16 protein-coding genes are annotated in these 23,939 nt (G+C 71.8%); 8 read left to right on the top strand and 8 right to left on the bottom strand.

Annotated features, from left to right (window positions below; all coding sequences use genetic code 11):
• Nucleotides 1-99: 99 nt before the first annotated feature.
• From AB5J51_RS08525 to AB5J51_RS08515, 3 genes are all read left to right on the top strand, one after another.
• Nucleotides 100-765, top strand: a complete 666-nt coding sequence (locus AB5J51_RS08525) for a DUF4142 domain-containing protein (RefSeq protein WP_234382518.1) — start codon at nt 100-102, stop codon at nt 763-765.
• A gap of 9 nt (nt 766-774) precedes the next feature.
• The gene (locus AB5J51_RS08520; protein WP_369777344.1) at nt 775-2,190 is read left to right on the top strand and encodes a DUF1996 domain-containing protein; all 1,416 of its coding nucleotides are present in this window, start codon (nt 775-777) and stop codon (nt 2,188-2,190) included.
• Between the two features lie 150 nt (nt 2,191-2,340).
• Nucleotides 2,341-3,159, top strand: coding sequence for an RNA polymerase sigma factor (locus tag AB5J51_RS08515; RefSeq protein ID WP_053788737.1), 819 nt, complete (start codon nt 2,341-2,343; stop codon nt 3,157-3,159).
• 172 nt (nt 3,160-3,331) lie between these two features.
• Here AB5J51_RS08515 and AB5J51_RS08510 read toward each other — a convergent pair whose 3' ends face one another.
• A complete protein-coding gene (locus AB5J51_RS08510; RefSeq protein WP_369777343.1) occupies nt 3,332-4,561 on the bottom strand; it encodes a PucR family transcriptional regulator in 1,230 nt (409 codons plus the stop codon).
• Nucleotides 4,562-5,149: 588 nt separating this feature from the next.
• Between AB5J51_RS08510 and AB5J51_RS08505 the strand changes: the two genes are divergently transcribed.
• The 5 genes from AB5J51_RS08505 to fusA all read left to right on the top strand — a co-directional run bounded on the left by AB5J51_RS08505 (nt 5,150) and on the right by fusA (nt 11,928).
• Nucleotides 5,150-6,211, top strand: coding sequence for a hypothetical protein (locus tag AB5J51_RS08505; protein WP_369777342.1), 1,062 nt, complete (start codon nt 5,150-5,152; stop codon nt 6,209-6,211).
• Nucleotides 6,208-7,656, top strand: a complete 1,449-nt coding sequence (locus tag AB5J51_RS08500; RefSeq protein ID WP_136225140.1) for an NADH-quinone oxidoreductase subunit NuoF family protein — start codon at nt 6,208-6,210, stop codon at nt 7,654-7,656. Before AB5J51_RS08505 ends, AB5J51_RS08500 begins: the two co-directional genes overlap by 4 nt.
• Nucleotides 7,657-7,819: 163 nt before the next feature.
• Nucleotides 7,820-8,842 carry an SCO0930 family lipoprotein gene (locus AB5J51_RS08495; RefSeq protein ID WP_369777341.1) on the top strand — a complete coding sequence of 341 codons (1,023 nt, stop codon included), beginning with the start codon at nt 7,820-7,822 and terminating at the stop codon, nt 8,840-8,842.
• 70 nt (nt 8,843-8,912) lie between these two features.
• Nucleotides 8,913-9,455, top strand: a complete 543-nt coding sequence (locus tag AB5J51_RS08490; protein ID WP_133896286.1) for a hypothetical protein — start codon at nt 8,913-8,915, stop codon at nt 9,453-9,455.
• A gap of 382 nt (nt 9,456-9,837) precedes the next feature.
• Nucleotides 9,838-11,928 carry an elongation factor G gene (gene fusA / locus AB5J51_RS08485; RefSeq protein WP_369777340.1) on the top strand — a complete coding sequence of 697 codons (2,091 nt, stop codon included), beginning with the start codon at nt 9,838-9,840 and terminating at the stop codon, nt 11,926-11,928.
• A 15-nt stretch (nt 11,929-11,943) separates the two neighbouring features.
• Here fusA and AB5J51_RS08480 read toward each other — a convergent pair whose 3' ends face one another.
• From AB5J51_RS08480 to AB5J51_RS08450, 7 genes are all read right to left on the bottom strand, one after another.
• Entirely contained in the window at nt 11,944-14,412 is a 2,469-nt protein-coding gene (locus AB5J51_RS08480) for a SpoIIE family protein phosphatase (RefSeq protein ID WP_369777339.1), read from the bottom strand.
• A 94-nt stretch (nt 14,413-14,506) separates the two neighbouring features.
• Nucleotides 14,507-15,652, bottom strand: a complete 1,146-nt coding sequence (locus tag AB5J51_RS08475; protein ID WP_240805394.1) for an ABC transporter substrate-binding protein — start codon at nt 15,650-15,652, stop codon at nt 14,507-14,509.
• A 122-nt stretch (nt 15,653-15,774) separates the two neighbouring features.
• The gene (locus tag AB5J51_RS08470; RefSeq protein WP_369777338.1) at nt 15,775-18,441 is read right to left on the bottom strand and encodes a SpoIIE family protein phosphatase; all 2,667 of its coding nucleotides are present in this window, start codon (nt 18,439-18,441) and stop codon (nt 15,775-15,777) included.
• A 304-nt stretch (nt 18,442-18,745) separates the two neighbouring features.
• Nucleotides 18,746-19,051, bottom strand: coding sequence for an SCO5918 family protein (locus tag AB5J51_RS08465; protein WP_053788744.1), 306 nt, complete (start codon nt 19,049-19,051; stop codon nt 18,746-18,748).
• A gap of 78 nt (nt 19,052-19,129) precedes the next feature.
• Entirely contained in the window at nt 19,130-20,605 is a 1,476-nt protein-coding gene (locus AB5J51_RS08460) for a DEAD/DEAH box helicase (protein WP_136225135.1), read from the bottom strand.
• A gap of 296 nt (nt 20,606-20,901) precedes the next feature.
• Complete coding sequence (locus tag AB5J51_RS08455; RefSeq protein ID WP_030303079.1) at nt 20,902-21,105, bottom strand: cold-shock protein; 204 nt, start codon at nt 21,103-21,105, stop codon at nt 20,902-20,904.
• A gap of 362 nt (nt 21,106-21,467) precedes the next feature.
• A complete protein-coding gene (locus AB5J51_RS08450) occupies nt 21,468-23,810 on the bottom strand; it encodes a hypothetical protein (RefSeq protein WP_369777337.1) in 2,343 nt (780 codons plus the stop codon).
• Nucleotides 23,811-23,939: the final 129 nt, after the last annotated feature.

The raw sequence follows: 23,939 nt of genomic DNA, 5'->3' as shown, positions 1-23,939 counted from the left end.
AGCGGCCGCAGCCCCTCCCGGTCCACGCAGCAAGGAGGCACAGTGCTGTCTTTCCGTCGGTCGGCCGTCGGCAGCATGTCGGTAGCTTCGAGACACGTGATGGCTACGGGCGTCGTCATCGGCGCCCTCGCCTTCACCCTGATCGCGTTGCTGATCCCCGTGCAGAAGTTCGGCGGGAGGAACGCCGCGGCCGCCACGGCGCCGGCGGCCGAGGACGACGGCGCCGGTATCCAGAGCACGGCCTTCGGGCCGCTCACCCCCCAGGACCGGGACTTCGTCCGCAAGGTGCGGCTCGCCGGCCTGTGGGAGCTGCCCGCAGGGCGCCAAGCCCTGCAGCGCGGCACACGGCCCGCGATCCGCACCGCCGGGGAGCACCTCATCGACGGCCACACCGAACTGGACCGCAGGGTCCTGGAGGTGGGGCAGGCACTCGGCATGGAACTCCCCAGCAGACCCAGCGCACAGCAGCAGGGCTGGCTCGACCAGATGGACCAGGCCCAAGGACCCCAGTACGAACAGCTGTTCGTCCAGCTGCTGCGCAGGGCCCACGGCAAGGTGTTCACCCTCGTGGCCCAGATCCGGGCACAAACCCGCAATTCCATGGTCCGGGCCCTGGCCACGGACGCCAACAACACCGTCCTGGACCACATCTCGGTCCTCGAGGCCAGTGGGCTGGTCGACTTCGACGGCCTCGCGGACGCCCCGCCGGGCACCCCCTCCGCGCCGCCCCCCGCCTTCTCCCCCAATTCCCGACCGACGAAGTGAAGTGATCGCATGAGTCAAAAGGGCCACAAACGCCGTCTGCGGCCGAAGCACAAGATCCTCGCCGCGATGTCCGCCCTGGTCCTGGGCGGCGGTGGGGTCGTGTTCGTCTCGCAGGGCGCCTTCGCAGGGCAGGATTCCCGAAACGCGCCCGTGACGGCCACCATCGACTGCCCGGACGTGGGCGACAAGCTCGAGAGCGTCCCCGACCAGGCCCGCAACGAGGTGGACGCGAACCTCGCGCAGCTCGACACCCAGGTCGCCGACGCCTACAAGCAGCTCTCCTCCGGCCAGGCCAATCGCAAGGCGCTGCTCGGCGGACTGAAGCAGCAGCGCGACAAGACCATCACCAACCTGTCCGACACGCTCGGGAAGGCGGGCCAGAAGCCCGCCGGACTGCAAGGGCTCAGCGGGTGCGTGATGAAGGAGGCTGCGGCCGCCGACCCGGCGGACGAGCCGGCCGCCGCCGACGGCGCCCAGGACGCCGCGAAGCAGAGCGCACCGCAACAGCAACAACAGCAACAGCAACAGCAGCAGCAGGCCAAGGGCGGACCTGCCCGCAGCGACTTCGTCGCCATCGGCAACGTGAAGCCCAACGTGCGCAAGCCCGCCGCCCGCGGGGGCGCCTCCACCGGATCCTTCGCCGTGCAGTGCGGGCGCAACGAGAACGGCCACTTCAACCCGGACAACGTCATCGTCGCGCCGGGTGTGAGCAACGGCGCCCACCACATGCACGACTACGTGGGCAACAAGACCACCGACGCCTTCTCCACCAACAACAGCCTCGCCCAGTCCGGGACCACCTGCACCAACGGCGACCAGTCGACGTACTACTGGCCCGTGCTGCGCCTGCGCGACGGCAAGGCGGAGAAGGACGCCAAGGCGCCCGGCGGCGGCCAGGACGCGAACGTCGGCACGATCCTGAAGCCGAAGCAGGTGACCATCGAGTTCAAGGGCAGCCCCGTGAGCAAGGTCGCGGCGATGCCCCGCTTCCTGCGGATCATCACCGGCGACGCCAAGGCCCTCACCAACGGCAACGCCAACGCGAACGCGTCGTGGAGCTGCACCGGCTTCGAGAACCGCCAGCTGAAGGACAAGTACCCGGTGTGCCCCAAGGGCAGTGACGTCGTACGGACGTTCAACTTCCAGAGCTGCTGGGACGGCAAGAACATCGACAGCGCCAACCACCGCACCCACGTGGCCTTCGCCGACGCCAACGGCAACTGCAAGAAGGGCTTCAAGGCCATCCCGCAGCTGGTGCAGCGGATCGTCTACAGCGTTCCGCCCGGCTCCCGGTTCGCCGTGGACAGCTTCCCCGAACAGATCCACAAGCCGGTGACCGACCACGGAGACTTCATCAACGTCATGTCGAACGGCCTGATGGCCGGTGCAGTGCGCTGCATCAACGACGGGCGCGCCTGCCGCTGAGTCCCTCGGGGCGATGCTCCCCCTCCCACCTCCCCAGCGTCGCCCCGAGAGCGGTGCCGGACCGAAGCCGACTTCGGGCCGGCACCGCGTTCGCGCTCGTGCCACTGCCCGAAGGGGCCCGCGGTCCCTGAGACCCACACGAGGAGTGCCATGTCCGGCTCTCGTCACACCACGCCCGGTCCGCAACGCGAGTCCGGGCCCGAGCCAGAGCCCTCCGACCACGACCTCATACAGCAGCTCAGAACGGCATACGCGGCAGGCGACGGGGATCCAGCCGTCTGCGAGCTCCTGTACCGGCGGCACAGTGCCGCCGCTTTTGCATGTGCGCGCCGCTGCTGCCGCACTCCGCAGGACGCCGAGGACCTCGTCTCTGAGGCGTTCATCCGCACCCTGCAAGCCGTCCGCTCCGGCGCCGGGCCCCGCGACCACTGGCGCCCGTACCTCCTGTCGGTGGTCCGCCACACGGCCCTCGAGTGGCGGGACGGCGCCGGCCGGACCCTCCTGACGCCCGACGTCGAGGCCTGGTGCAGCCCCGGACCCGACGGGGACGACCCGCAGCGCCGGCTCCTGGACAGCGAGGACCGCCGGCTCGTCGCCCGCTCCTTCCAGGCCCTGCCCGAACGCTGGAAGGCCGTCCTCTGGCACACCCTCGTCGAGGACGACTGCCCGCACCACGTCCCCCTGCTGCTCGGCATCACCCCCAGCGCCGTGACCTCGCTGGCCTTCCGGGCCCGCGAAGGACTGCGCGAGGCGTACCTGCGCGCGCATCTGGACACGGCTGCCGACGAGCGGTGCCGCCACTACGGCCGGGTGCTCGGGGCGGTGATCAGGCGTCGCGGAGCGCCTCGGGGCCGCGGCCTCGCCCGTCATCTGGCGGGCTGCCGGTCCTGTTCCCGCGCGTACGCCGAACTCCTCGACCTCAATGCCGCGCTGCGGGCGGGGGCGTCGGGGGTGCTCGTCGGCCCGTGACACGCGGTGGCCCCGGTCCTCCTGCTCCGCGTGGGCGGGGAGGGGACCGGGGCCGAATGCTTGCTGCGGGGGTTCCGGGGGTTCCGGGGATTCCGGGGAGTCGAGGGTTGAGGGGGTTTGAGGGTTCGGGGGTTTGAGGGTTCGGGGGTTCGAGGGTGGGGAGGCCGGGGTGTTACAGGCCGTTGACGCGGGCCATGCGGCCCACGCCCAGCGGCCGGAAGTCCGTCGTGGCGACCCGTACCTTGCGGCTCACCCGGGAGTTCTGGCGGCGTACCTGGGCCATGAGGCGCCGGCTGCGCAGGGCCATCTCGAGCTCGAAGCGCGTACGCGGGTCCCGCAGTCCGGGACCGAAGAGCTTCTCGAGCTGCCGCATGCGGTAGCGCACGGTCTGGGGGTGCACGCTCAGCGCCTTCGCGGCCTCGGGGGCGCCGCCGCCCTCCAGCCAGGCCAGCAGGGTCACTTCGAGCCGTTCGCTCTGGCGGGGGGTCAGGTTGGCCAGCGGCCGCAGCCAGCGTGCGGCCAGTGCGTGCGCCAGGGGCTCGTCCTGGAGCAGCAGGAGGGTCGAGAGGTGGTCGTCGACGAACAGGGCCCGCGCCTCCAGGCCGGGGCGGTTCGGGGTCAGGGACAGCAGCCGCAGGGCCCACCGCAGGGAGGAGGCGGTGTCGCGGGGGGCGACGGGGTGGCCCACGGCGGCGAACCGGCCGCGGAGCAGGGCCTCCAGGGCGGCGCGGGTCTCCGGGTCGGGACTCGGGACCAGCAGGCACGGCTGGCCGCCGACCATGCCGGCGAGTCCGTCGTCCAGGACGGCCGCGAGTTGCTGGGTCTCGCCCGGTGTGGCCAGGGCGATGGCGCGTATCTCGGCCGGGAGGGGCCAGTCGGCCGCGGCGGCCAGCTCGGAGAGGGCTATTTCAGCCATGGGCATGTCACTCGTAAGAGCGGAGAACAGCTCACGCCGAGCGCGTTCGGAGGGGGTTGCGAACCCTTCGGGAGGGACGACCTTCAGGGGCGCCAACTGCCTTCGGCGGCCGGGGTCGCGGAGCCGGGGCGGGCCGCGGTGCTCCTCTTCCTCCTCTTCCACCTCATCGTCGGGGCGGTCGAGCTCGGCTGCGTAGTCGTGCTCGTCCTCCTCCTCGTCCCGGACCGGGTCCGAGTCGGAGTCGAGGTCGGGATCCGGACCGGAGTCCAGGTCGCAGTCAGGATTGGGGCCGGGATGCGGGGCCGCCGGCCGCGCCTGTTTATGCGGCGCGGGCTCGCGGTACCCGAGGGCGGTGAGCAGGGCCACTTCGAGCCGTTGTCTGACCACCTCCTCGTCGAGGTCGTCGACCAAGGCGGAGAACCCGGGGAGCTCCTCCCTCAGCTCCTCCACCATCCCTGCGGCCAGCGCGGGGAGTTCCCTGCGCACGACCCGGGTCCATTCGCCTCGGGGACGGGCCCAGATGCGGTTCAGAAGTTCGCACATTGTTACCTCGTTCATGCCGGGGTACGGCCTGCCCCGTGGGAGGGTGACAAGCCTGCCGAGCCGCCTCCCTCCCCGTCGGCGCCAGTGCGGACGGGTGAGTTGAGCGCCTCGTACACCCTCCAGGAGAGTGCCATCCACTTGCAGTCCCGCGGCTTTGCTTTCATTTTGCCGTCGGGGAGGTGTGGTGGCGGACGAAACGTCTAGGGGGTGCCACCGCACCGGTTGGAAGGGAATCTTCCGCGGACGTTCGGTGTGACGATGCCACGCGCGCAAGAACTTGTCACGATTAGATAAATACTGTGGAGGCGTTGCGAAGCTCCACGATGCTTCTGCACTCCGGCCCCCGCTCCCGGTCGGTGAGACCTGAGACCTCATCTCCCGCCCACCGCGGAGCAGTTCCGTCGACTACCCCGGGCGCCGAGTGCGCGGTGGAGTGCCTCGGGCCTGGGCGTATGGGAGAACTAGATGCCCCTGTCCCCAGCCCGTACGCCCCGCTCACACCGGGCCAGCCGCACCAGACGCCATGCCGGCGTGGCCGCTGCCGCGGCCGCCGGCCGGCGGGCCGTCCGGAGGCCGCCCCTGCTGTCCCCGGCCGGAGGCGTGCGCCCCGCCACCCTCGTCACCGCCGCCCTCGCGGGCCTGCTCGCCCTGGCCGTGGCGGCCCGGGCCGGCGTCACCCTGACCAACCTCTGGGACTTCCTGGACTTCGGCGCGGGCGTCCTCTCGCTCGTCTCGCTCACCTCCGCCGTCCTGTGGGGGCTCGCGGCCACGGACCGTACGGTGCTCACCTCCGGGCACCGGCTCGTCGCCCAGGGGGCCCACCGCGGCCTCGCCGTCGCGGGGCTGGGCTTCCTCCTCCTGCACATATGGGTCAAGGTCGCCGAGTCGCAGACGGGGGTCGCCTCCGCCTTCATACCGTTCACCGATGACGACCGGCCGGTCCTCATCGGCCTCGGCACCCTGGCCGGATACGTCTTCGTCTCCACGGCGGTCTCCGGCGCGGTCCGCAGCGCCTTCGCCACCAAGGGCCGCTCCGTGTGGTGGCGCGCCCTGCACGTGGGCGCGTACCCGGCGTGGGGCGCGTCCCTGGTGCACGGGCTGAAGTCCGGCCGCGCCGCCAGCGGATGGGTGACCGTGGCGTACGCCCTCTGCCTGATCGGGGTCGCCGGCGTGCTCGCCGTCCGGCTCCGGGCCAGGCTGCGCGCGACGCCGCCGCGCCCGGTCGCCGCAGCGGCGTCCGCCCCCCAGACGGCGCCGCCCCGGCCCAGGACGGCACCTCAGCGGTTCGTCCGGCAGCCCGCCGAATGGGCCGCCGAACGGCTGACGGCGCGCCTCGCCCGGCAGTCGGGCCGTCGGGCCGCCGGGCAGGAGCCGGACCCGGTCCGCGCCCCGGCGGGCCTGGGCCCCGTGCCCTCGCCCCGGCAGTCCCTGGAGGCCACGACCGAGATCCTGCCGCCGTACGGATCGGCGCCGTACGCCGCGCCGTACGGCGCCGATCCGTACGACACGGTGTTCATCCCCAGCGTCATCGGGGCCGGGCCGGCCACGGACCGGTTCGGTGAGCCGCTCGACGGGATGCGGGGCCGGCAGTGACCTCGATCGTCGATCCCGCCCTCGGGTGCGTCGGCCAGCCCAGGCTGCTGGCAGGACTCGACGCGCTGCCGCGGCTCGATCGCGCCAACCACCTGGTGGTGCACGGCCCGGTGCCGCAGTACAACTCGGACGATCTCGTGGAGCTCGCCGAGGGCATAGACCTGCGGGGCCGCGGGGGAGCGGGGTTTCCGTTCGCCCGCAAGCTCAAAGCCGTCATCCGGTCCGCCCGGACGAAGGAGGGGCGGACCGCCGTCGTCGTGAACGGCACGGAGGGCGAGCCGAGTTGCCTCAAGGACGCCGCCATGCTGCTGCACTCCCCGCACCTCGTGCTCGACGGCGCGCTGCTGGCGGCCGACGCGATCGGGGCCGAGGAAGTGGCCATCGGAGTGACCAGGGACGACGTGGAGCGGTCACTGCGGGCCGCCGTCGCCGAGCGCGGCCTGGCCGGCAGCCGCGTCCGCGTCGGCAGGCTCCCCGAGCGCTTCGTCACCGGAGAGGGAACCTCCCTCGTGAACGGCCTCAACGGGGGGGCCGCCGTCCCGAACGGTCAGAAGGTCCGGACCAGCGAGCGGGGCCTGAGCGGTCTGCCGACCCTGCTCTCCAACACCGAGACGTACGCCCAACTCGCCGTCGCGGCCCGGCTCGGGGTGGCGGGATTCCGCTCGGTCGGCCTGCCGACCGAGCCGGGTACCGTCATGTTGACGATCAGCGGTTCGACGGTCGTCGAGGCGCCGCTCGGGACGTCCCTGGCGTACGTCCTGGACCTGTGCGGCTCGTCCCCCGGCCAGGGAGTCCTGGTCGGCGGGTACCACGGCAAATGGCTGACGGCGGCGGCGGCGCGGACGGCACTGCTCTCCCGGGAGTCCCTGACCTCGTACAAGGCCACGCTGGGGGCGGGCGCGGTCCTGCCGCTGCCCGAGGACACCTGCCCGGCCGGCGAAGTGGCCCGCGTGATGCGCTGGATGGCGGACGAGACCGCCGGGCAGTGCGGTCCGTGCGTCAGAGGGCTGCCCTCGCTCGCCGACGCCGTGGAGGCGCTGGTGGCCGGGGGAGGCCGGTCCGCCCTGGAGGCGGTCGAGGTGCGGATGCGGGGGGTGTTGCGCCGCGGTGCGTGCAGCCATCCCGACGGCACCTCGGCCTTCATGGCCTCCGCGCTCGCGGTCTTCCCCGACGAGATGCGCGACCACGCCCTCGGCAGCGGCTGCGGGCGCCGTGTCCTCGGGGCACTGCCCCTGCCCGAGGACGAGAACCCCGAACGGCTCGTCGTGGACTGGACGCTGTGCAAGGGCCACGGGCTCTGCGTGGACGTGCTGCCCGACGTGGTGCGCCTCGACCGGGACGGCTACCCGGCCGAGGCCGTCATGACGGTCCCCGGAAGACTGCGGCCGAAGGCCCTCCGCGCGGTGCGGCGCTGTCCCGCGCTCGCCCTGCGCATTCAGGAATGAGCCCGCGGTAAACGACTGCCGGCGGCGGGAGTTCAAGCGTTAGCGTCATCTGACAAATTCCCGTTCATTCGAATTCGGCGCCCATCTCAGGCCTTATGAATAAGGCAGTAGACGAACCCCCCGGGTTCAACCCGAAGGAGTGATCGTGAACAAGATGCGTCGTATGACAACTGTCGGATCGGTGGCCGCGGTTCTGTTGCTGGCGGCGGGTTGCGGAAGCGGCGACAATACTGCGCGCAACTCGAACTCCGTACAGCCGGCCGGGGCCGGCAAGCCCCTCGGAGGCGCATACGACACGGGCTACGGCGGCGCGGGCGGCTACGGGGCGGACGCCGCCGCCGGCTCCGGGTCGGGCTCGGACGTCGGCTCGGGCTCGGGTGCCGGCTCAGGCTCCGGCTCCGCCAAGGCCGGGCCGGCAGGGCAGCTGTCCGTACGCGACATCGCGAGCGTGGGCAGCGTGGTCACCGACAGCGCCGGAATGGCCCTCTACCGCTTCGACAAGGACACGCCCCAGCCCCCCAAGTCCAACTGCGAGGGGGACTGCGCCACCGCGTGGCCCGCCGTCCCGGCCGACGACGCGTCGGCCGCCGCCGGGATAGACGCCTCCCTCCTCGGCTCCGTCGCCCGGGCCGACGGCAGCAAGCAGCTGACCCTCGCCGGCTGGCCCGTGTACCGCTACGCGAAGGACACCAAGGCGGGCGAGGCGAAGGGCGAGGGCGTCGGCGGCACCTGGCACGCACTGGCACCGGACGGCAAGAAGGCGATCGACAAGAAACAGAAGACCGACGGCGGCGGCGGAATGGGAGGGATGGACATGAAGGCGGGCACGGAACTCTCCGTGGCCGACAACGAGAAACTCGGCAAGATCCTGGTGGACGGGAAATGGCGCACGCTCTACCGATTCGACAAGGACAGCGCGTGGCCCATGAAGTTCGGCTGCCTCGGCGCCTGCCTGGACACGTGGAAGCCCGCCCCCGCCGTGGACAAGGCGAAGGCCGAGGGAATTGCCGGAAAACTGGTCGGATCGGTGAAGCGGCCCGACGGCAGCGAGCAGCTGACGATCGACTGCTGGCCGGTCTACACGTTCACCGGCGACACCGAGCCCGGCCAGACGAACGGACACAACAAGCAGGGGCTCTGGTTCGCCGTCACCCCCGAGGGCAAGAAGGTGCCCCCGACGGCGTGACGAGCCCCGGGCCGTCGTGTCCCGCGCCGCAGGCCCCGATCCCGCCCCGACCCCTGTGAGGCAGCCAGCCATGCCCCGTTCACCCCGTACCGCCGCTGCCGCCGCGCTGCTCGCGACGCTGCTGTGCGGCGGCTGCGCCGCCCGGGTGGCCGCCGGTCCGCAGGATCCCGCCGCGAGCTCGTCCGCCCCGGCCTCGTCCGCCCGCCCCGCCCCGCTCCAGGAGATCGCCGCCGCCCTCGGCTGCACGCCCGAGATCACGGTCGACGCGGAGGAACTCCGGGAGGGGGCGTGCGGGGCGGGCCAGGAAGGCTTCCGGATGGCCACCTTCACCACCGAGCAGGGCCGGCAGTCCTGGCTGACGGAGGCGCAGATGTACGGCGGCACCTACCTCGTCGGGCCCACCTGGGTCGTCACGGCGGCATCCGCCGAGGCCCTGGCCCCCGCCCGCACCCGCCTCGGCGGAACCATCGAGACCGCTCCGGGCCACGGCGGCGCCGCACACGAGGCCGGCCCCGGCGCCAGTCCCGGCGCGTCCCCCGATGCCCCGCACGACGCTCCCCACGGCTCCTCCCACACCGGCGGGCACGACTCCCCGCGTCCCGCCGCCTCCTGAGGGGGCGTCCGGCCCGGCACCGTTAATTGCGGTGCCGGGCCGCTGCCGTGTCCCTACACTCGCTCTCATGCCGCCACGGGACGTGGTGTGCGATTCGTCGATCGAGGGGAGCCGGGCCGTGTGTCACCGCATCGCCGTCTTCGTTCCCCGGTCCCGGTACGACGTGATCCTGGTGTCTTCGCCTTCCCGATGACGGCTGCGCGGCCGCCATCGGATGTCCGCGACGAATGACACGACCTTTTGACCGGCAGGCGTGCCGGCCCCGTGTGCCCGGGCTTGCCCGGGCCGTGGTCAGGCCCTGTCCCGGTCCGTACGTCCTCGTACTTCCTTCGTCCGGAAATCGCGCTGCCCTCTTCTCGACCCAGCAGAAAGACCCCGGGCCATGCGCACCGACCAGAACACCTCGACCACCGTCCGCAACCTCGGCATCCTCGCGCACGTCGACGCCGGGAAGACCACCGTCACCGAGCGGATCCTCTACGCCACCGGGGCCACCCACAAACGCGGCGAGGTCCACAAGGGCACGACCGTCACCGACTACGACCCCCAGGAGCGCGACCGTGGCATCACCATCTTCGCCGCCGCCGTCAGCTGTACGTGGGACGGCCACCGCATCAACCTGATCGACACACCGGGACACGTCGACTTCTCCGACGAAGTGGAACGCTCGCTGCGCGTACTGGACGGGGCGGTCGCGGTGTTCGACGCCGTCGCCGGCGTCGAACCGCAGAGCGAGTCGGTATGGCGACAGGCCGACCGGCACGGCGTGCCGCGCCTCGTGTTCGTCAACAAGATGGACCGTGTCGGCGCCGATCTCGACCAGGCGGTCGCGTCCGTACGGGAGCGGCTGCACGTGGTCCCGCTGGTCGTCCAGCTGCCCATCGGGCAGGAGGACGGCTTCACCGGGGCGGTGGACCTCGTCCACATGCGTGCGCTGGTCTGGGGGGAGGGGCCCGAACCGTTCGTGACGGGCGCCGTACCCGAGGCCCTGTGCGACGAGGCACGCCGCCGGCGACGGCTGCTGGAGGAGCGGGTGGCGGAGCTCCATCCGGCCGCCCTGGAGGAGTACTGCGCCACCTCGGCGCTCTCCGCCTCCACGCTGACCGCCGCGCTGCGCGACCTGACCCGCAGCGGTGAAGGCGTCGTCGTGCTGTGCGGCTCGGCGTACCGCAACCGCGGGATCGAGCCGCTGCTCGACGCCGTCGTGTCCTACCTCCCCTCGCCGGCCGACATGCCTCCGGTACGGGGGACCAGCGGCGCGGCGGTGGAGGAACGGGCCGCCGACCCTTCGGCGCCCTTCGCCGCGCTGGCCTTCAAGGTGAGCGCGACGGCGACCGGCCGGCTGACCTGCCTGCGGGTCTATTCGGGAACGATGAGGAAGGGGGACACCGTGCTCGACGCGGGCACCGGCCGGACCGAGCGGATCGGACGGATCCTGCACGTGCAGGCCGACCGGCACGCCGAGGCGGACCGGGCCGTGGCCGGAGACATCGTCGCCGTGGTCGGCCTCAAGGGCACCCGCGCCGGCTCCACGCTGTGCGCACCGGACGCTCCGCTCGTCCTGGAACCGCCGAAGGCCGCCGCACCGGTGGTGTCCGTGGCGGTGGAGGCTGCCCACAGCACCGAGACGGCGCGTCTGTCCTCGGCACTGGCCGGGCTGGTCGAGGAGGACCCGTCGCTCGTGGTCCGGACGGATCCCGAGACGGGCCAGACGGTCCTGTCGGGGATGGGCGAGCTGCACCTGGAGGTGGCGGTGGAGAAGATCCGCCGCAGCCACGGGCTGCACATCGCGGTGGGCCGCCCGCGCGTGGCGTACCGGGAGACGGTGGCGCGCGGCGTGACGGGTCTGGTGTACCGGCACGTCAAACAGGACGGCGGCGCCGGTCAGTTCGCCCATGTGGTCCTCGACGTCGAGCCCGTGGAGGAGCGGGACGCCGGCAGCGGCGAGGCCGGCGGTGACGGCGCGTTCGAGTTCCGGTCGGCCGTCGTCGGCGGACGGGTACCGCAGGAGTACGTCCGCGCGGTGGAGTCGGGCTGCCGGGACGCGCTCGCCGAGGGCCCCCTCGGCGGCCATCCGGTGACCGGGCTGCGGGTCACCCTGACCGACGGGGCCACCCATCCCAAGGACTCCTCGGAGATGGCGTTCCGGGCGGCGGGCAGGTTCGCGCTGCGCGAGGCCCTGCGCGCCGCCCAGATGGAGCTGCTGGAGCCGGTGGTCGAGGTCGTGGTGACCGTGCCCGACGACGCCGTCGGCGGAGTGCTCGGCGATCTGGCCGCCCGGCGCGGACGGGTCTCGGGCTCGGCCGCGAGGACGGGGACCACGGCGGTCACCGCCACCGTGCCGCTGGCCGAACTCTTCGGCTACGCGTCCCGGTTGCGCAGCCGCAGCCAGGGCCGGGGCACGTTCACCACCCGCCCCACGGGCTACGCGCCCGTCCCGGCGGCGGCGTACCAGCAGGCCCTGTCCGGCTAGTGCGAGGCACGACGCTCAACCATTCCTGGAGGAGGCATCCGCCTCCTCCAGGAACCCTTCGGGGAAGGGCTGTTCGGCCCAGATGGTCTTGCCGCGGGCGTGGTAGCGGGTGCCCCAGAGCTGGGCGAGCTGCGCCACCATGAACAGCCCGCGCCCTCCCTCGTCGGTCTCCTGCGCGCGCCGTACGTGCGGGGAGGTGCTGCTGCCGTCCGAGACCTCGCAGATCAGCTCGCGGTCGCGGATCATGCGCAGCTGGATCGGCGGACTCCCGTAGCGGATCGCGTTGGTGACCAGCTCGCTGACCACCAGCTCGGTGGTGAACTCCAGTTCCTCCAGCCCCCATACGGTCAGCTGGCGCGTCGCGAGCGTACGGGCCCGGGCGACGACCTCGGGCTCGGCGGGCAGGTCCCATGTGACGTGGTGGCCCGCGTCCAGCTCGTGGAGGCGCACCATCAGCACCGCCACGTCGTCCTGCGGGAGCACCGGCAGCAGCCGGCCGATCACCGCGTCACAGGCCTGGCCCAGCCCGTTCCCACGGCGCCCGGGTCCGGACGGCGCGGCGAGCGGGATGCCCGCCAGCGCCTCCGGGATCCGTTCGAGGCCGAGGTCGACGCTCCGGTCGGGCGCCGCGACCAGGCCGTGCGTGTACAGCACCAGTACGTCCCCGTCGTCCAGCGTCAGCTCGGCGCTCTCGAACGGCGATCCGCCGAAGCCCAGGGGAGGCCCGGCGGGCAGTGCGACGAGGGCGGGCTCCCCGCCCACCGGGGCGAGCACCGGCGGCGGATGTCCCGCGCAGGCCACGGCGCACTGCCGCGAGATCGGATCGAAGACCGCGTACACACAGGTCGTCCCGGCCGCCCCGCCGGGGCGCGGGCCGCTGAACTCGTCCTGGCCGTGCTCGTCCACGAACCGGTGGATCTGGTCGTCCATGTACGAGAGCAGCTCGTCGGGGGAGAGGTCGAGGTCCGCGAGGGTCCGTACGGCGGTACGCAGCCGGCCCATGGTCACCGCGGCGTTCAGGCCGTGCCCCTGCGCATCGCCCACCACCAGCGCCACCCGGGCGCCCGACAGGGGGATCACGTCGTACCAAGCCCCGCCCAGCTCCGCGTGGCCGTGCGCCGGCAGGTAGCGGGTCACCGCCTCCAGGGCGCCGAGGACGGGCAGCCGCTGGGGCAGCAGGCTGCGCCGCAGGGCCAGGGAGGCCGTCCGCTCCCGCGTGTAGCGGCTGGCGTTGTCGATGCACACCGCCGCGCGGGCCGCGATCTCCTCGGCCAGCAGCACGTCGTCCGGCTCGAACCCGTGGGCGCGGGCGTGGCGTACGAAGACCGCGGCGCCGAGCACCGCCCCGCGGGCGGACATCGGTACGAGCAGCCAGGAGTGGACTCCGTACGCACGGACCCGCTCGGCCTGCCGGGGGTCGACGGGCGTGAGCTCCGCGATCAGTTCCTCGCCCGTCAGCAGCAGTGGTTCGCCGCTGGCCATGGCCCGGGTGAACAGGGAGCCCGGCCCGGTGGTGAAAGGGTCGGGATCGCCCGTTGCGACCGCCGCCTTCACCATGGTCCCGGGTGCGGAGGAAGTCGCCGCGCGCAGCAGCGTCTCGGCCTCGCCCACCGGGCCGACGAGCGGCTCCACGCCGCCGAAGACCTGGGCGGGGAGGTTGACGTAGGCGTGGTCGGCGAACTCCGGGACGGCCACGTCGACGAGCTCCTGCGCGGTGTGCAGGACGTCCAGCGTGGTGCCGATGCGCGTGCTCGCGTCGTTGATCAGGGCCAACCGCTCGCGGGCCCGGGCCCGTTCGGTCACGTCGGCCACGGCGTGCGCGAGCGCGATCAGCTCGCCTGAGCTGCTGCGCAGCGGCAGGATGGTCTCGGACCAGACGTGCTGCCGGTCGGGATCACCCCGCAGCAGGCCCCGTACCTCGGTCTGGACCAGAGCCTCACCGGTCTCCAGGACACGGCGCTGCCGCGCCTCGAGGGCCTCCATGTCCAGCAGATCGGGCGGCGCCACCTCGGACATGGTCCGCCCGACGAACTCCTCGTTCGCGAACCCCCCGCCGCGCCGCAGGGCGTCGTTCTGCGCGATGAAGCGCAGCTGCGTGTCGAAGACGTCGATGAGGAAAGGGGACTCGGTGAACAGCCCCCTGATCAGGGCCTCGCTCAGCTCGTGCCGGCGCGTGGCGTCGGTGTCGGTCGCCTGGATCAGCCACTGCCGGTCACCGGTCGTGGACTCCATGGGACGCGCGTGCAGCGCCACCTCGACCCCGCGCCCGCTCCGGTGCCGCAGGACGGCGTGCCCGAGCTCCGTCCGCCTGACCAGCAGATCCGACCCGCGCCACCCGTGCACCTCCCGGGCGGTGTACCCGAGCAGCCGCTCCGCCCCCGGGCCCCAGCCGATGACCACGCCGCGCGCGTCGAGGAGCGCGTAGGTGTCTTCGTCCGCATCCGAAAGCGCGCCGGAGGCATCGCGGAACACCGGGTCGTGCATCGCTGCGCCCCACTTCCGGATCTGCGGAACGACTCCTGCCCTACCCGTGCAATTATCGCTCTGCGTCACCGCTTGTGCAGCGTGGGTCGGGACCTCAGCCGGAGACGGCCTTGGCCCAGCCGCGGTTGACGGTGTCCCGCGCCTTCTCCGTCTGCGCCTCCGTCGGAAACGACGGGGTGCCTTCGACCGTCGGCAGTTTCTCCGCGGCGGCCTTGTCGAGGGTGCCGTCCTTCTTCATCGCGTCCATCAGGACGGGGCGGGCATAGGCGCCGAGGCGGATGTTCTGGCCTTCCGGGCTGAAGACGTACTCCTGCCACAGACGTGCCGCCGCGGGGTGCGGGGCGTCTTTGTTCACCCCGTTGGCGTAGTACTCGGCGAAGCTGCCGTCGAAGGGGATGGCGGTCCGCCAGTCGACGTCCGCGCCCTTCTCGCGGAATGCGTCGGCGTACCCGAGGTTGAGGAAGTCCCAGTCGATGCTGATCGGGGTCCGGCCCGCCGCGATCGTGGCCGGCGACGATTCGACCGGGATGAAGTTGCCCTTCTTGCTGAGCTCGGCGAAGAAGTCGATACCGGGCTGGATGTCGTCGAAGGACCCCCCGTTCGCCAGGGCCGCCGCGTACACGCCGGCGAAGGCGGAGCCGGACTTGGTGGGGTCGCCGTTGAGCGCGACCTGGCCCTTGTACTCGGGCTTGCGCAGATCGGCGAAGGTCGAGGGGCAGGTCTTGACGCGCTTGGCATCACAGCCGATCGAGACGTAGCCGCCGTAGTTGTTGTACCAGCGCGCCTGCGGGTCCTTCTGTTCCTCGGGGATCTGGTCGTACGCGGCGACCTTGTACGGAGCGAGCAGGCCCTGCCGAGCCGCGGACTGCGCGAACGGGCCCCCCACGTCGATCACGTCGGGGGCGCGGCCTTCGCCCCTGCGCTCCTTCAGGGCGTTGACCTCGTCCTGGCTGGTCCCCTCCGGGTTCTCCGCCGTGACCTTGATCCCGTACTTCCTCTCGAAGCCGTCGATCAGCGCGCCGTAGTTGGCCCAGTCCCTCGGGAGCGCGATCGTGTTGAGTGCGCCCTCCTTCTTCGCTGCTGCGGTCAGTGCCGCCATGCCGCCGGCGTCTGCCGCGGAGGTGGCCACCGCGGGTGTTCTGGGCACGGCGGCGGGCTTGTCTCCGCAGCCACCGAGGGCCGTCGCCGTGAGGGCCAGGCAGGCGGCGACGGAGGCTGTACGGAGACGGGGTGCGGGCACAGAGGCTCCATAACGGGCGGTCGCGTACTGATCGAGGCCAGCGTACGGGCGGCGGCCTCGGCAGCGCAGTCCCAGACGGTGGTGTCCGCCGTCTTGTCCGCGGCTGCCGTACCGGCGCGTCCTCAGAGCCCCTCGTCGTCCCACCCCTCCAGGAGCGCCTTCCCGAGAGCCATCCCGGTCGGTGCAGCCCCGTCGTGGAGGGCCTGCTCGCTCCAGATGATCTTGCCGCGGGCGGTGTAGCGGGTGCCCCAGCGCTCGGCGAACTGCGCGACGAGGAACAGGCCGCGGCCGCCCTCGTCGGTGTCCGCGGCCCGGCGCAGGTGCGGGGACGTGCTGGACCCGTCGGAGACCTCGCAGACCAGGCAGCGGTCGTACAGCAGCCTCACCCGGATGGGCTCGGTGCCGTAGCGGATCGCGTTCGTCATCAGCTCGCTGAGGATGAGTTCCGTGGTGAACGCGATGTCCTCCAGGCCCCAGTCCGCCAGCCGGCGGGCGCACGCGTTGCGCACCGGGGACACCGCCGCAGGTTCGGGGGACAGGTCCCACTCGGCGATCCGCGCCGGGTCCAGCAGGCGGGTGCGGGCCACCAGCAGCGCGACGTCGTCGCTCGGCCTGGTGGGCAGCATCGCGTCGATCACCGCGGTGCAGGTTTCCTCCGGGGTGCGGGCGGGCCCGGCCAGGGCGGCGCGCAGCGCTGCCAGGCCGGCGTCCGGATCGCGGTCGCGGCTCTCGATCAGCCCGTCGGTGAACAGCGCCAGCCGCGAGCCCTCGGGCACCGTGAGCGTCATGGTCTCCATCGGCAGACCAGCGCCCAGGCCCAGCGGCGGGGAGACCGGCACGTCGGGGAAGGACACGGTTCCGTCGGGGTGGACCAGCCCGGGGCCCGGATGCCCGGCGGTGGCCGCGGTCACCTGCCCCGAGACGGGATCGTAGATGGCGCACAGGCAGGTGGCTCCGGTGATCCCCTGCCACTCCTGCTCGTCGGCGTCGATGTGGGCGACCAGCTCGTCCAGGTGGCTCAGGAGCTCGTCCGGGGGCAGGTCGAGGGTCGAGAAGTTGTACACGGCGGTGCGCAGGCGGCCCATGGTGGCGGCGGCGTGGAGACCGTGCCCGACGACGTCGCCGACCACCAGGGCCACCCGGGTGCCCGGCAGCGGGATGACGTCGAACCAGTCACCGCCCACCCCGGCCTGGGCGGCCAGATAGCGGTGCGCGACCTCGACGGCGGACTGCTCCGGCACGCCCCGGGGCAGCAGGCTGCGCTGCAGCGTGACGGCCATGGTGTGCTCGCGGGTGTAGCGGCGGGCATTGTCGACGGACACCGCCGCCCGGGCGGTCAGCTCCTCGGCGAAGGACACGTCCTCCTCGTCGAACGGCGGGGAGTCCTGACCCCGCCAGTACCCGGCCATCCCCAGCACCACGCCCCGGGCCCGCAGGGGCACGACGATCAGGGAGTGGATGCCGCGGTCCAGGATCTGCAGGGCGTTGGCCTGGTGCTGGGCCCGCCAGCGGTGGGTGGCGCGCAGGTCGGCCTCCAGGACCGCGTGGCCGCCGGCCAGCGCGGCGGCCATGGGACCGGCGGGGGCGAACCAGATCAGCTCGCCGACCGGGGTGAGCGGGTGGTCGCCCCGCAGGCCGACGACGGCGGTGCGGCGCATCTCCGTGTTCGCCTCGGGCGGCTCCTCGCCGCGCAGCACCGGGTCCAGCAGGTCGACCGTGACCACGTCGGCGAACCGCGGGACCGCCACTTCCGCCAGCTCCTGCGCGGTGCGCTCCACGTTCAGCGTCGTTCCGACCTGCACCCCCGCGTCGTAGAGCAGCTTCAGCCGCTCCCGGGCCACCTCCGCCCTGCCGGAGAGCGCCCGCAGCTCGGTGGTGTCCCGCAGCGTGACGACGGTCCCGGCCTGACCGTAGGGGGCCGTGGGCCGGATGTTCACCGCCAGCAGCCGATCGGCTGCCATGTGCAGCTCGTCGGTCGCGGAACGGCCCGATGCGATCGTATCGGCGATCCCCTCCTCCAGGCCCAGGTCCTCGACGGGTCGCCCTTCCGCGTCCACCGGGAGATCCAGCAGCCGCCGCGCCTCGTCATTGGCCAGCAGCAGCCGTCCGCCGCCGCCGACGATCAGTACGCCCTCTCGCACCGCGTGCAGCACCGCGTCGTGGTGCTCGTACATCCTCGTCATCTCGGCCGGTCCCAGGCCATGGGTCCGGCGCAGCAGCCGGCGGCTCACCAGAGCCGTCCCGCCCGCGGACAGGGCGAGCACCGTGGCCGCGCTGCCCAGGACCACCGGCAGCTGCCGGTTCACCATGGTCTGGACGTTCTGGACGGTGACCGGGGAGGAGACGACGGCGATGACGGAGCCGTGGGAGTCCTTGACGGGCACCACGGAGACCACGGACCGCCCCAGGGACCCTTCGAACGTCTCGGTGGAGGACTTGCCGGCCGCCGCCCCGGCGAAGGGGCCGACGACGCGTTTCCCGATCTGTTTCGGGTCGCTGTGGGCGACGGTGACCCCGTCGAGCGTGTACACGTTGATGCCGTCGACCTCGGCGATCTTCCGGGCCGCCTCGGCGCTCGGCTGCAGCACCGCGCTCGGGTGGGGGCTGCGCAGGGCCGCGACGATTCCCGGGGACTCCGCGAACGTCCCGGCGGCGGCGAGCGTACGGTGCCGGGCGTCCAGCATGGCCGCGCTCCGGGCCTGCACCACGAGGGCCGCCACCGCTGCGGCGACGAGGAGCACCACGACGGCCAGCTGCAGGAGGAACACCTCGCCGGCCACGCTGCGCACGCTCAGCAGGGAGGACAGACGCTGCGGCCGCCGTGCCCTGCCCTCGGGGGGCCGGGCGTGCTCCTGGTGCTCCTGGTGGCGTCCTGAGCGGGGACGCCGAGGGGGAGGGGAAGAGCTCGTGGTCGAACCGAGCAGCCACCGCCGGAAAGGTCCCAGGAGGTTGCTCATAGTCCATTCTCTAACCTCTGCGGGCTGTCGGCAGCGGGAGAGGCGATGGCCGCCGTGCAGCAGCCCGCGCGGCCGCCGTACGACGAAGGCCCCGACCGGTGTGTGCCGGTCGGGGCCTTCGGTGCCGTTCTGCCGCTCAGACGGAGACGGGGGTGCCGAGCATCGCGGACGCCTGCTGGAGCGGGCTCAGGGCCGCCGCGGGCGCCTCGGGCAACCCGCGGACGACGAAGCCGAGCTGGGCCATGGCCCGGATGACCTCGCCGGCGCTGAAGTCGCGGCGGTCCTGGCGGGTGATGACCTGTCCCACCTGCATGACGGGGTAGGTGCGTCGGCCGATGACGACCGATTCACCCACGACGGTTTCGGGCTTGACGCCCTTCATCGATTCCTGCACGCCGGCCTTGGTGAGGTCGAACGGGAACCGGGCGATGACACAGCGCATGATGCCTCACTCACGGGAAGAGGGGGAAGTGCGGAAGGGGGGGCTGACCCGGGGCTGACCGACCTGGGCGCGCCGGAGCTAGGCCGCAGCGTCGAACGTGCCCTGGCGTCGGCCGCCGCTGCGCGAGGCTTGCGACGGGCGGCCGCGCCGGCCGCGCGAGGAGGCGCTGCGCTTGGGGCGCTCGCTCACCGGCGCCGTGATGACGACGGGGATGCCGGACGGGGTCCGGGCGCCGGTGATGCGCTGCAACTCGGCCTCACCGGAGCGGACCTGAGTGGTCTGCGGGGTGATGCCGGCGGTGGCCATGAGGCGGGTCATGTCGCGTCGCTGGTTGGGGGTGACGAGGGTGACGACGCTGCCGGACTCGCCCGCGCGGGCGGTGCGTCCGCCGCGGTGGAGGTAGTCCTTGTGGTCGGTGGGCGGGTCCACGTTGACCACGAGGTCCAGGTTGTCGACGTGGATGCCGCGGGCGGCGACGTTGGTGGCCACCAGCACCGTCACGTGCCCGGTCTTGAACTGGGCCAGGGTGCGGGTGCGCTGGGGCTGCGACTTGCCGCCGTGCAGGGCCGCGGCCCGTACGCCGCTGTCGAGGAGGTTCTGGGTCAGCCGGTCGACGGCGTGCTTGGTGTCCAGGAACATGATCACGCGGCCCTCGCGGGCGGCGATCTCCGTGGTCGTGGCGTGCTTGTCGGCGCCCTGCACGTGCAGCACGTGGTGTTCCATCGTGGTGACCGCGCCGGCCGAGGGGTCCACGGAGTGGACGACGGGGTCGCTCAGGTAGCGGCGCACGAGCCGGTCCACGTTGCGGTCGAGGGTCGCGGAGAACAGCATCCGCTGGCCGCCCGGGCGCACCTGGTCGAGCAGGGCGGTGACCTGCGGCATGAAGCCCATGTCGGCCATCTGGTCGGCCTCGTCGAGCACGGTGATGTCAACCTGGTCGAGCCGGCAGTCGCCGCGCTCGATGAGGTCCGCGAGGCGTCCGGGGGTCGCGATGACCACCTCGGCGCCACCGCGGAGCGCACCGGACTGCTTGCCGATCGACACGCCGCCGACGACCGTGGCCAACCGCAGCTTCACGGAGCGGGCGTAGGGGGTGAGGGCGTCGGTGACCTGCTGGGCGAGCTCGCGGGTGGGGACGAGTACCAGGGCCAGCGGCTGGCGGGGCTCCGCCCGCCGTCCTGCGGTACGGGCGAGCAGCGCGAGGCCGAAGGCGAGGGTCTTGCCGGAACCGGTGCGCCCGCGGCCGAGCGCGTCGCGGCCCGCGAGGGTGTTCGGCAGGGTCGCGGCCTGGATCGGGAACGGGACGCTCACGCCCTCCGTGCCGAGCGCGGCGAGCAGCGGGGCGGGCATGTCGAGCTCGGCGAACGCCTCCACGGCGGGCAGCGCGGGGGTGATCGTCCGGGGGAGGGCGAACTCCCCCTGCACGGCGGCGGGCCGGCGGCCGGGGCCGCCGGAACGGGACGGACCACTCGAACGGCCGACGGCCGCCGGGACGAACCGGCTCCCGCCCGTGCGGGAGGCGGAGGAGCGATTTTTCGTACGGGTGCGGTTCATGCGGAACCTTCCTCGAATGCGGCGCATATCAAGGAATTCCCGCAGCAGCGAGTGCACGGAGAATTGCGAGAATGGGCCGGATGGAACGTGAAAGCGAAATCTGGCCGGCAAAAGACGGTGCGGGCTCAGGCGCTGGAAACGGGGACGCGGTGCGGCTGCCCCCGGGTGATGATCCTCGAACGGAGGGCCGCGGAATCCTCGGATCGTCCCGCAGGTGGACTCACTGCGGGGAAAACGCGCAGCTGGGGCCCGCACCCCGAGGGATGCGGGCCCCAGCTGCGAAGTACGCGTCAGCGTCAGGCGGGAACGATGTTCTCGGCCGTCGGGCCCTTCTGGCCCTGCGCGATGTCGAAGCTGACCTTCTGGCCTTCCTGCAGCTCGCGGAAGCCCTGGGCGGCGATGTTCGAGTAGTGGGCGAACACGTCAGCGCCGCCACCCTCCTGCTCGATGAAGCCGAAACCCTTTTCCGCGTTGAACCACTTCACGGTACCAGTAGCCATGTCAAATCTCCTTTGGGGCAGTACAACGGGATCCGCAACGTGCGGACCTCGTGTCGCCGCGATGATTGCCCCGCCGGATCAGAAGACCGGAAATACACAAGCGCTCACAGTGGACGCGAAGTCCGACTGGGTGCCTGAAATTTTGGGAACCACAACTGCAACTGAGATCGACATTAGCACGGCACGGTGGCCCGCGCCGTAAATATCGGCGCCCTCTTTTGGAGTCGTAAAAATCCTCAGTGCGCGGTTCGCTAAATCCTCATCTCGCGAACACAGGTGTTCCCACCTGGGGCGCAGCGTTTCCCGCACCCGCAGGGCAGGCCCCCCGCGCCCGCAGCGGCCGAGCGCCGAAGAGTGCACCGTCACTCCGATTCCGCCATCGTCTCGACGAGCTCGGGCAGTTCGCGCAGGCGGGCCACCGTCTGGTTGATGCGGCGTACAGCCGCGTCGGCCCGGCCACGGGTGAGGGGCGGGGACGCCGCGGCACCGTCCGCCCGGTTCTTCAGCTCGTGGAGCAGCTGGCGGATCTCGGTCGATCCTTCACTGACACCGTGGATCAGTTCCTCGATCCTCACCATCAGGGCGTCCGGAGCAGGCGGACCAGGGGGAGGGCTCGCCGGGATCGCAGGCTGCGCCGGGTGCGCAGCCGGCGCCCCCTGGGCGGGAAGGACGGCGGCTGGGCCAGTGGCTCCGGTGAGTGCGGGCGGCTCGGTCTCCGCCCGGGCCCCGACCTGCTCCCTGGCAGGGGTCGTGGCCCGTGGGGCGGAGGTGGTGGGCGGCGCGGCAGGCGGGGGCACGGGCGCCCTGCGAGGCCGCGTGCCCATCTCTTTCGGGAACTCCATGTCGAACCAGACGGGCGTCATCGCACGGCCCGGAAGCTGCGTCCCATTGCTGCTGACCCGCCACGGACTGCGGTCCCCGTCGTCCATCGCCGCGGCCAGCTCCCTGAGGACGCCGACCGCCATCATCCGCTTCTTCTCGTGGCGCAGCGCTTGTAGGACGTTCGTCACCGTCCGCCGCTCCCGGGCCACGCGCCCGCCCGCGTCGTCGATCGCCTCCTGGCCGTCCAGCGAACCGCGGTCGGGTTCCACCAGGGCGAAGGAAGCCAGCCAGTGCGCCGCACGGTACGAGACCAACTCCTCGAAGGCCTCGTTGTCGGTGTTCGCGGCCGCCAGCAGATCAGGCAGCCGACGTCCGGAGAGGACCACGCCGTCCCTGATCTTGGTGGTGAAGATCTCGCCGATCCTCGGATTCCACGGCTTCGGGTAGCTCTCGGACGTGAGGGCCGACCAGGCCCGGGCACGCTGGTGGATCTCGCTCGCCTTCAGCTGGGACGGCGGATTCTCACTGAGTGCCCGCTGGAGGAGGTGACGCTTGAGCGGGTCGACGGGGAACAGAGCTCGTAGCAGTGCCATGGAACGCCGATCACGCAACTCCGAGACCGACATGTCCGATGAGATGTCGGGGAGTTCACGGATGGGTGCCAGCCCGGACAGCACCTCCGCGGTCTTCTCGTCCATGAGCTGTCGTGCGACGTACATCCCCAGCACACCACGCCCGAGGGCGCGGGAACGGCCGACGGCATCGAACTCCAGCGGGGGGTTCACGTGGTCGCGGCGGTTGCTCATCTGGACGATGCGGTAGAGGCGCTGCGGGGTCGGGGTGCCGATGACGAGATGCGCTTCCACGATGGCGATGGCCGCGGCGCGGTGCGCCCGCGCGCCGGTCTTCGGGTCCAAGTCCTCATCTGATTCGGCGAATTCCCGGTTGAGGAGATGGGAGAATTCGGCGAGCCACACCTGCGGATCGCAGACGACGCCGCCTTCGGTCCGCCCCAGCTTCTCGGCCGGGACGCCCGCGAGCACCTCCCCGGAACTCAGACGGAAGATCGATTGACGCTTCTGTGTTCGATTATTTCCGCGGACCGCCATCCATCCCCAATACGCGTCCGGATAGAGGGGGTTTCCATCCCCGTCCACCTCCGGATTGTCCTGCAACCGAATGTACTGTGGAACGTACATTCCGGGCTCTTGCTGCCCGTTGAGGACCAGATCCTCGCCGAGGTCGTACTTCCGCAGCCGGTCGTACTTCAACAGAGCATCCGCAGCATCCTCGGCATCCATGATCAAGGCCTGCCGGTTCGGTACGGAAGTCTCCAGGGCCGCGAGGGAGTGTTCGCGCCCATCGTCATCGATGCAACTCCAGGGACGGACCGAAGCCAGCGTCTTCTCGGTTCCGTGCGCCACCGTCGGGTCTGCGACGGAACGCCAGATCGAGCTGATGCGCTCATTGTGGCTCCACAGCACTCCTCCGACACCGTGCATGCGGACGACCGCCACCAGCATCTCACCGGCATCCGTGCGGATACGGCGTACCGTGCCGCCCTTGAGCCTGCGGACGCCGTCGGAGTCCGGGGGGCCGATCATTTCCCCAGGGGCGGCGATGAAGGGCGCCACGTTTTCCAGCGCACCGCGGGGAAGGTTGACCCCGTCTGTGGCCAACACGGCCTCGATCCAGTCCTCTTGGTCCTCCTTGGGCGCGGGCAACGGAAACGGACCTTTGATGACGGCTTCAGACATGTGCAACCTCACATCACTCGGAGTCCCGGACGTCGCCAGCCACCCAGACGGCGATCCTGTGCGCTGCGCGCACGGCGGGGTTGTCGGTGAACAACCCGAGGCCCACAAGAACGAACCTGGCGACATTGATCCAAATGCCGATCCGGCAATGAGAATGGCACTTCATCCGATCTTCACTCGAACGAGGAGGTTCCGTAGGAGAATCCATGACCGAGGCCCTTCAGGAGAGACGCGGCAGCATCGACCCACCGGTCA

Origin of the sequence: Streptomyces sp. R33 (assembly GCF_041200175.1) — a bacterium.
Lineage (GTDB): Bacteria > Actinomycetota > Actinomycetes > Streptomycetales > Streptomycetaceae > Streptomyces > Streptomyces katrae_B.
Note: the sequence above shows the minus strand (reverse complement) of the source record. Positions and strands in the feature narration are given on the sequence as shown.